The 8,500-nt window shown below is 70.7% G+C and carries 6 protein-coding genes; 2 read left to right on the plus strand and 4 right to left on the minus strand.

Annotated features, from left to right (window positions below):
- Positions 1 to 18: 18 nt before the first annotated feature.
- The 4 genes from OO014_RS11165 to OO014_RS11180 are packed head-to-tail and all read right to left on the minus strand — an operon-like array spanning position 19 to position 4,305.
- Positions 19 to 822: a carbohydrate ABC transporter permease gene (locus OO014_RS11165; protein ID WP_272462391.1), complete on the minus strand. Its 804-nt coding sequence runs from the start codon at positions 820 to 822 to the stop codon at positions 19 to 21.
- Entirely contained in the window at positions 822 to 1,730 is a 909-nt protein-coding gene (locus tag OO014_RS11170; RefSeq protein WP_272462392.1) for a carbohydrate ABC transporter permease, read from the minus strand. The genes OO014_RS11165 and OO014_RS11170 overlap by 1 nt, the downstream gene beginning before the upstream one ends.
- Positions 1,727 to 3,088 carry an extracellular solute-binding protein gene (locus tag OO014_RS11175; RefSeq protein WP_272462393.1) on the minus strand — a complete coding sequence of 454 codons (1,362 nt, stop codon included), beginning with the start codon at positions 3,086 to 3,088 and terminating at the stop codon, positions 1,727 to 1,729. The genes OO014_RS11170 and OO014_RS11175 overlap by 4 nt, the downstream gene beginning before the upstream one ends.
- Positions 3,089 to 3,108: 20 nt before the next feature.
- On the minus strand, positions 3,109 to 4,305 hold the full coding sequence (locus OO014_RS11180; protein WP_272462394.1) for a carbohydrate kinase family protein: 1,197 nt from the start codon (positions 4,303 to 4,305) through the stop codon (positions 3,109 to 3,111).
- A 151-nt stretch (positions 4,306 to 4,456) separates the two neighbouring features.
- Here OO014_RS11180 and OO014_RS11185 point away from each other — a divergent pair, with 151 nt between their 5' ends.
- Together OO014_RS11185 and OO014_RS11190 are read left to right on the plus strand one after the other, a co-directional pair.
- Positions 4,457 to 5,794, plus strand: coding sequence for a 6-phospho-beta-glucosidase (locus tag OO014_RS11185; RefSeq protein WP_272462395.1), 1,338 nt, complete (start codon positions 4,457 to 4,459; stop codon positions 5,792 to 5,794).
- A gap of 161 nt (positions 5,795 to 5,955) precedes the next feature.
- Positions 5,956 to 8,412: a discoidin domain-containing protein gene (locus OO014_RS11190; protein WP_272462396.1), complete on the plus strand. Its 2,457-nt coding sequence runs from the start codon at positions 5,956 to 5,958 to the stop codon at positions 8,410 to 8,412.
- Positions 8,413 to 8,500 lie beyond the last annotated feature (88 nt).

Here is an 8,500-nt window from a genome sequence, read left to right on the forward strand (position 1 = left end):
GGTTGTCGCGTGCCGGGCTCAGTCGCGCACCGCGCCCTCCAGCATCCCTGCGATGAAGTGCCGCTGGAGGAAGAGGTAGAGCACGACGACGGGCACGGCCACGATGACGGCCCCAGCCGCGAGGAGCGAGAAGCCCTGCGTGTACTGGCCGGAGAAGAAGCCCAGCCCGAGCGGAGCGGTGCGCAGGGACTCGTTGGTCGGCACCATGACGAGCGGGATGAGGAACTCGTTCCAGGTCCACATGAAGGTCAGGACCACGAGGGTGACCAGGGCGGGGCGGGACAGCGGCACGAGCACCTGCCAGAGGATCCGCCACGTCGAGGCCCCGTCGAGCCGGGCTGCCTCGATGATGGAGCGGTTGCTCGACCGGAAGAAGGCTCGCAGCCAGAAGGTGCCGAAGGCGACCGACTGGGCGACCTGGGGGAGGGCGAGCGCCCAGAACGTGTCGGTGAGCCCGAGTGCGCGCAGGTCGAAGAAGAGCGGGACGACGATCGCCTCGGCGGGCACCATGATGCCGATGAGCATGACGTAGAAGAGCGCCTCGCTGCCCCGGAACCGCATGGTCCCGAAGGCGAACCCGGCAAGGATGGACAGGACGGTGCTCACCGCCACCACGAAGACCGACACGAGCGCGCTGGCCCGCAGGTAGGAGCCGAACCGGCCGATCTCCCAAGCCTGCCCGAAGTTGGCCAGGCCTCCCGGGGCCTGGGTGTCCGGCTGGAGGGCGGCAGCGACGATGCCGACCAGCGGATAGAGCGCGAAGACCGCGAACGCCATGAGGATGGCGTAGTTGGCGAGACGTTCGGAGCCGGAGACGCGCATCAGTCACCGCCCCGGTCGCCGATGCGGGTGATGACGAAGGAGATGGCGAAGATGATCACCGTGAGGACGACGCCGATGGTGCTCGCGAGGCCCACCTGCCCGACCTCGAAGGCCTGCCGATAGACCTCGTAGGACGGGACGGTCGTGGAGTACCCGGGGCCGCCGGAGGTCGTCATGTAGATGAGGTCGAACGTCTTGAGTGCCGCGATGACGGTCAGCGTGAGGGCGACCGCGATCTCGGCCCGGACCGAGGGGAGGGTCACACTGAGGAACTCGCGGACGGGTCCCGCCCCGTCGAGCCGGGCCGCCTCGTAGAGCTCCGTGGGGATGCGCGACATCCCGGCGAGGAGGAGCACGGTGACCAGACCGCTCTCGAGCCAAGTGCCCACGACGCCCACCGCAGGCAGCGCGAAGGTGTAGTCACCGAGCCAGCCGCGGGCCCACGAGTCGAGTCCCACGGCGCCGAGCAGGCTGTTGAGGGAGCCGTCGGGCGCGTAGATCCGCCGCCACGCAACGGCGATGACAACCATGGCGACGACCTGCGGGAGGAAGACGACCGTGCGGAAGAAGGGCAGCCCGCGCACCTTCGCCCGGTGCAGCACCGCGGCGAGCAGGAGCCCGACGAGCAGCGGGAGCACGGCGAAGAAGACCATCAGCACCAAGGCGTGCGCGAAGGCACCGCGCAACCGTTCGTCGCCGAGCACGTCGGCGTAGTTCGACAGGCCGGCCCAGGTGGCGAGGGTGAGGCCGTCCCAGTGCCACAGCGAGAGGTAGACCGCCTTGAGGAGCGGGTAGAGCGCGAAGGCGGCGTACACCGCGAACGCGGGCAGCACGAAGAGGTAGCCGACCCGCCGGGGCTCGCCCGGTGGGCCGGCTCTCCTCGTCGTGCTGCCGGTGCCGGAGCTCACTTGGAGGTGAACTCCGCGTAGTCCTTCTGCAGGGTGGCCAGCGCGTCCGCGGGGCTGACCTTCTTGGCGAGCAGGTCCTGGAGCGTGGCGCCGAGGGTGTCGCCCATGGTCGGCGTCGCCCAGTCGAGGTAGGGGACGAGGCCGTCCGCCCGGGAGACCGCGTCGAACGCGGCGTAGACGTCCTTGCCCAGCGCGTCGGGCGCCGTCTGCTGCGACGTCTCCACGACCGGGAGGTTGCCGTTCTCCGCCAGCACCTTCATCGCGTCGGGGCTGGTGATGAAGTTGATGTAGGCAGCGGCGGCGTCCTTGTTCTCGGCCTTGCTCGTGATGGCGAAGGGCAGGCCGGTGCCACCGGTCGTCACGGCCGTGCCGCCGGCCTCGGACGGCGGGGGCAGCATGAAGCCGACATCGTCCTTCATCGCGGCGGACAGGTCGGCCTGCAGCCATGAGCCGGCGATGAGGAAGACACCCTCACCCTTGGTGAAGCCCTGCCACGCCGGGTCGTAGTCCTGGCCGTTGAAACCGGAGTTGAAGTAGCCGGCGTCGACCCAGTCGACGAGCGTCTGCGCGGCCTTGACGTTCTCGGCCGAGGTCCAGTCGCCGCCCGGTTGGCCGAAGCCGAGGGCTCGGATCTCCGGGGCGGGGACGTAGCGCCCCTGCACCACGCCGAAGACGTGCCCGGCCGGCCACTTCTCGAGGTTGCCGAGGACGAGGGGCACCTCGCCCTTGTCCTTGGCGGTGGCGAGGGCCGCGTCGAACTCGGCCCACGTGGTGGGGGGCTGGATCCCAAGCTTCGCGAGCTTGCTGCGGCTGTAGAAGACGCCGACGACCTCGCCGACCTGGGGGAGGCCGAAGAGGCTGCCCGAGCCGAACGTCGTGCCGTCGGTGGAGTAGGACGACACGGCCCGCACCGACTCCGGGTAGCGCTGGTCCCAGCCGTAGGCCTTGGCCCACGGGTCGAGGTTGACCAGCTCGCCCGCCGTGACGAAGGCGCCCATCTGCGATCGGGTGTTGTTGGCCTGGACGACGTCCGGCGCGTCCTTGCCGCTCAGCGCCAGCCGGAGCGTCTTGGTCAGGTCGTCGAAGGACCGCGAGACCCGCTCGATCTTGATGTTGGGGTAGGCCTGCTGGAACTGGGAGATGAGGGTCGACATCTGCTTCTCCTGGCCGCCGCGGACCTCCTGGTCCCAGACGGTCAGGGTGACGTTGCCGAGGGAGGCGGCGTCCGTGGTGACGGACGCGTTGGGAGCCGGCTGGCTCGGGGCGGCGGTGCCGCCTGACCCCGGCGTGCAGGCGGCCAGGCCCAGCACGCCCACCAGACCAGCGAGGGCGGTGGTCCGAAGAACCTTGCGACTCATGGTGACTCCTTGGTTGTCGTTCACATCGATGCTGGTGGGGGCGCGGCGCCGTCGGGGTGTGGGAGGTCGCTCAGGTGGGCGAGTGTCGCCTCGGCCCGACGGGTGGTGGCGATCGGCCCGGTGGGGATGACGTCGTCGAGGAAGGCGAACCGGCGCAGGAGCGAGTGCTCGTAGGCGGTCGCACCCGCAACCGATCGCAGGTCCGCCCACCAGTCTGCGATGTCGCCCCACCCGGGTGCGGCGAGGGAGCCGCCGAAGTGCTGGACCGCGAGGGCGGCGCAGAGGCTGGCGAACGAGATCCGGTCGACCAGCGGCCAGCGCTCCAACGTGCCGACGACGACGGCGGCGCCGAAGACGTCCCCGGCGCCCGTCGGATCGAGGGCGCGGGTCCGCAGCGCCGGCACCGCGACCTCCTCACCGGAGGCCGTGTCGAGGGCCAGCGCCCCGTGGGCGCCGTTGGTCACGATGGCGAGCGGGACGAGGTCGGCGATCGCGTAGAGCGCCTCCTGAGGCGTCTCGGTCCGGGTGTAGGCCATCGCCTCCACCGCGTTCGGCATGAAGGCGTGGCAGTGTCGGAGCTGTTCGAGGACCGTGCGGTCCCAGGCGCCGGTGGGATCGAAGCCGAGGTCGGCGAAGACGAGGGTCCCCTGCTCCTTGGCGCGTTGCACCCAGGTCCGGGCGCTCTCCCCGCCCGACCAGGTCATCCCGAGGTCGGCGATGGCGGCGGCGGATCGGGGAGGGGCGCCGATCATCTCGCCGAGGTCCACGGGCGGCGGATGGCCGTGGGTCACCATGGCTCGGTCGTGGGCGTCGGCCATGGAGACGGTGACCGGTGTGTGCCAATGGGGGAACCGCCGCGACCGGGAGAGGTCGACGCCCTCCTGCTCGGCGAGGGTGGACCAGCAGAAGTCTCCGTATGCGTCGTCGCCGAACGCCGCTGCGAGGCCGGTCCGGAGCCCCAGCCGGCTCGCCGCGACGGCGAGGTTGGCGATCCCGCCTGGGGCGGAGCCCATGCCGGTCGACCACATCTCCTCGCCGCCTGCCGGTCGGTGGTCGAGCCCGGTGAAGACGATGTCGAGGAAGACGGTGCCGGCCATGAAGACGTCGAGGTCGGTCGACCGTCGGCGCTCGTCCGGCGGGCTCGGCGAAGGTCGGCGGGGAGGGTGTGGCACGTGCGGCCCGGACGTCGCTGTGCCTCCTGCTGTCGCCCCACCCATGTTGGGGATCCTTCCAGCGGCGCCGGGGCTGGGCAAGCACACCCCCGCGGGCCGTTCAGCCCGACGCTGCGGTGGTCGGGCGTTGCTACGGTGGGTTTCGCCGCGGGGGAACGGCGGCACGGCGGCAGGGCGGCACGGAGGTGATCGAGGCATGAAGCTGGTGATGCTCGGCGGCGGCGGGTTCCGCACTCCCCTGGTGTTCGGCGCCCTCCTGCGAGACCGCAGCGAGCGGCGGATCACCGACGTGTGGCTGCACGACGTCGACGAGGGCCGGCTCGAGACGATCACCCAGGTGCTCGAGGCGATGGCGGCCGGCGTCCCGGATCCTCCGCGCGTCCGGACCGGCACCGACCTCGACGCGGCGCTCGAGGGTGCCGACTTCGTCTTCTGTGCGATCCGCACCGGAGGCCTCGAGGGGCGCACCGCGGACGAGCGGGTCGCCCTCGAGCACGGCCTGCTCGGGCAGGAGACCGTCGGCCCGGGCGGCATCTCCTACGGGCTGCGCACCGTCCCGGTGGCCCTCCACGTCGCCCACCGGGTCGCTGCGCTCGCCCCCGATGCGTGGGTCATCAACTTCACCAACCCGGCCGGGATGATCACCGAGGCGATGTCGGCCGTGCTGGGACACCGAGTCGTAGGGATCTGCGACAGTCCGATCGCCATGGCACGCAAGGCGATCCGGCTCCTGGGAGCCAGCGAGTCGGACGCCCGGCTCGACTACGTCGGGCTCAACCACCTCGGCTGGCTGCGCGCGGTGACGGTCGACGGCAAGGACCGGCTGCCTGAGCTGCTCGCAGACGACGCGCGGTTGGCCCGCATGGAGGAGGGCCGGCTCTTCGGCACGGAGTGGCTCCGCTCGCTCGGGTCGATCCCCAACGAGTACCTCTACTACTACTACTTCACCCGCGAGGCGGTGGCGAAGGCCCGTGCGGCGGAGCAGACGCGGGGCGAGTACCTCGTGGCGCAGCAGGCGGCCTTCTATGCGCCTGCCCGGCAGTCGAGCACGGATCCCTTCGGCGAGTGGGAGCAGGTGCGTCTCGACCGCAACGCCACCTACATGCAGGAGGCGCGCGCCGAGGGGGAGGAGCGTGACGAGGAGGATGCGCAGGGTGGCGGGTACGAGGGTGTCGCGCTGGCCCTCATGGCGGCGATCGCGCGCGACGAGCCCGCGGAGCTGATCCTCAACGTGCGCAACGGTTCCACGGTGCCCGGGTTGCCGGAGGACGCGGTGGTCGAGGTCCCGTGCCGGGTCGATCGCAGCGGGCCCACGCCCCACCCGCGAGCTCCGCTCGAGCTGCACCACCTCGGTTTGGTCCAGCAGGTCAAGGCCGTCGACCGGCTGGTCATCGAGGCGGCCCGGACGGGCGACCCGGGGCTCGCCGTCAAGGCCTTCGCCCTGCACCCGCTCGTCGACTCGGTGACCGTCGCGCGCGAGCTCCTGGCTGGCTACCGGCGGCGGATTCCGCTGGTGGACGCGCTCTTCCGCTGACCTCCGCCAGCGCTGCATCAGGGCGTATGCCGCTGAGCCCGGTGCCGCTTCGAAGCGTGGATCTGCTCTTGCCGGGACTCAAACGGGCGAATATGGTCATCAGACATCGTATGTCCGATGACCTGTTTGACCTGGTTTCTTCAATGAAGAGGAGCAGTTCCATGCCTGCACGTCGCGCGGCCGTCACCGGCCTCGCCCTCAGTCTGGCCCTTCCACTGGGAGTGATCCCCGCAGTCTCGTCCGTGGCCGCAACGGACGAGCCGGGGATCTTTCGCACCGACCTCGACCACACCGGCGACGGCTACCCCGTCTACCGCATCCCGGCGCTGACGCAGTCGACCGATGGCACGCTGGTCGCGGCCTACGACGGTCGCCCGACGTACGGCGACGTGCCCAGCAACATCGCCCTCGTCGTCCGGCGCAGCACCGATGCCGGCACGACCTGGCAGGACCGCCAGGTCGTCCGTTACGAGCCGGGCAAGCCCGGCTTCGGCGACCCGAGCCTCGTGACCGACCGCGAGACGGGTCGGATCTGGCTCTTCCACGCCGCGTCGATCAACCAGGGCTACTTCGGCTCGACGACGGGCAACGACGACTCGGACCCCGACGTCCTGCACGCCGATGTCAGCTGGTCCGACGACGACGGCCTGACCTGGCAGCACCGCCGCCTGACCAACGAGGCGAAGGACCCGCGCTGGGCCGGCCTCTTCGCCGCGTCCGGTGAGGGCATCCAGATCCAACGCGGCCCGCATCAGGGGCGGCTCGTCCAGCAGTACGCGGTCCGATACCAGGGCGGGAACTGGGCGGCCAGCCTGATCAGCGACGACCACGGCGAGACGTGGCGCTTCGGTGAGCTGCTCGGGCCGGGGATGGACGAGAACAAGGTCGTCGAGCTCTCCGACGGGCGCCTCATGCTCAACTCGCGCGCCCCGGGCGGCTACCGCAAGGTCGCCTACTCGAGCGACAGCGGTGAGACCTGGTCGGGCCTCCGCTCCGATGACGAGCTGATCGACCCGCAGAACAACGGGTCGATCATCCGCTACGACCGCGACGCGGCCCCGAGCTCACCGGACGCGAGCAAGCTCCTCTTCAGCAACACGGCGACCCAGAGCGGTCGACGCAACCTCACCATCCGTCAGTCCTGTGACAACGGTGAGACCTGGCCGATCAAGAAGGTCGTCGAGGCGGGCGCCGCCGAGTACTCGACCCTCACTCCCCTGGGCGACGGGCAGTTCGGCCTCCTCTACGAGCGCGGCGGCTATCAGCACATCAGCTTCGCCCGCTTCGGGGCCGACTGGCTGGACGGCGTGTGCGCACCGATCACGAGCCGCGCCACGACCGCCGGCGCGCCCGGTGGCACCGCCGAGGTGGAGGTGACCGTGACCAGCCAGGAGACGGGCGCCATCGACGGCGGACGCGTCGTGCTCGACGTGCCGGCGGGCTTCTCGGCACCGGAGGTCACGGTCGGCAAGATCGACCGCGGCCGCACCGTGACGGTGCGGGTGCCCGTCCAGGTGCCCGAGGGTGCGACGACGAACGCGTACCCCTACTCGGCCACCTTCTTCAGTGACAAGGGGACCTCGCACGGTCGCGGCAGCATCGTCGTCAAGGGCGGGAACGTCGTCCTGAGCGACACGACGGAGCGCACGTACGACGGCTCGACCATCACCGACCTCACCGACCGGGTGGGCGCCGTCAAGGACCTCACGGGCGGGGCCGTCACGGTGCGGTTCAGCACCTCCTCGCGCCCCGTCGTGGGGACCCTGCTGTCGCTCGCCGACCCGATCAGCGCCGTGCGCGACGTCATCGTCTCGCTCAATGGCGGCAAGCCCTACGTCGAGGTCCGCACTGCGGCGAGCACCTATCCCGTGCGGCTCCAGAGCAATGTCGACGTCGCCGACGGCAAGGTCCACGAGCTCATCGCCGCGAGCAACCGGGGCGTGACGTCGCTGATCCTCGACGACGAGGTCATCGCCCAGGTCGACGCGCAGGGCTTCTTCGCAGACGTCACCGCGCTGACCAAACCGCACGCCCTCAACCCGAGCGGCGAGCCGAACCTCACCCTCGGGATGAACCGAGGCCACTTCTCCGTCAACGGAGCCCCGGCTGCACCGAACAACCGGTGGGGATTCGTCGGGACCATCCACAGCGTGGAGGTGTCCAACGACCTGCGCGCCGGTGAGGAGCTCGTGCCGGCCGCCGACCTCTCGATCGGCTCGTTCTCCAGCGAGGAGACCGTCGGCGAGAACGGTCGCGCCGCCAACGCCGTCGACGGCAACCCGGCGACGATCTGGCACTCGAAGTGGACCGGGACCGCGGCCACGTACCCGCACCAGATCACCGTGGACCTCGGCGCCGCCCAGCCGCTCACGGCGCTGCGGTACCTTCGCCGCGCCGCCGGCACGAACGGCGACATCGCCGACTACGTGCTGTCGGTCAGCGACGACAACGTGACGTGGACACAGGTGGCGGCGGGCACCTTCGCCGCGACCAAGGGTGAGGAGGAGGTGCGATTCGCGCCGCACACGGCGCGCTACCTGCGTCTCGAGGCCCTGAGCGCGACGAACGGCCTCCAGTTCGCGGCCGCAGCCGAGCTACGCCCGGTCCGCACCCGCTGACCATCGCCTCGGAAGGGCAGCTCGTCCGCTGGACGACGGCCCGCTTCGCTCCGGACGGTCCCGACTCTCCCGTACGTGCGGGAGAGTC

This window comes from Intrasporangium calvum (assembly GCF_028446585.1).
Classification (GTDB): Bacteria; Actinomycetota; Actinomycetes; order Actinomycetales; family Dermatophilaceae; genus Intrasporangium; species Intrasporangium calvum_A.

Excerpts from the sequence above, each read along its gene's own strand:
- OO014_RS11165 (WP_272462391.1), bottom strand. The coding sequence starts at position 822 with ATGCGCGTCTCCGGCTCCGAACGTCTCGCCAACTACGCCATCCTCATG.
- OO014_RS11175 (WP_272462393.1), bottom strand. The coding sequence starts at position 3,088 with ATGAGTCGCAAGGTTCTTCGGACCACCGCCCTCGCTGGTCTGGTGGGC.
- OO014_RS11180 (WP_272462394.1), bottom strand. The coding sequence starts at position 4,305 with ATGGGTGGGGCGACAGCAGGAGGCACAGCGACGTCCGGGCCGCACGTG.
- OO014_RS11185 (WP_272462395.1), top strand. The coding sequence starts at position 4,457 with ATGAAGCTGGTGATGCTCGGCGGCGGCGGGTTCCGCACTCCCCTGGTG.
- OO014_RS11190 (WP_272462396.1), top strand. The coding sequence starts at position 5,956 with ATGCCTGCACGTCGCGCGGCCGTCACCGGCCTCGCCCTCAGTCTGGCC.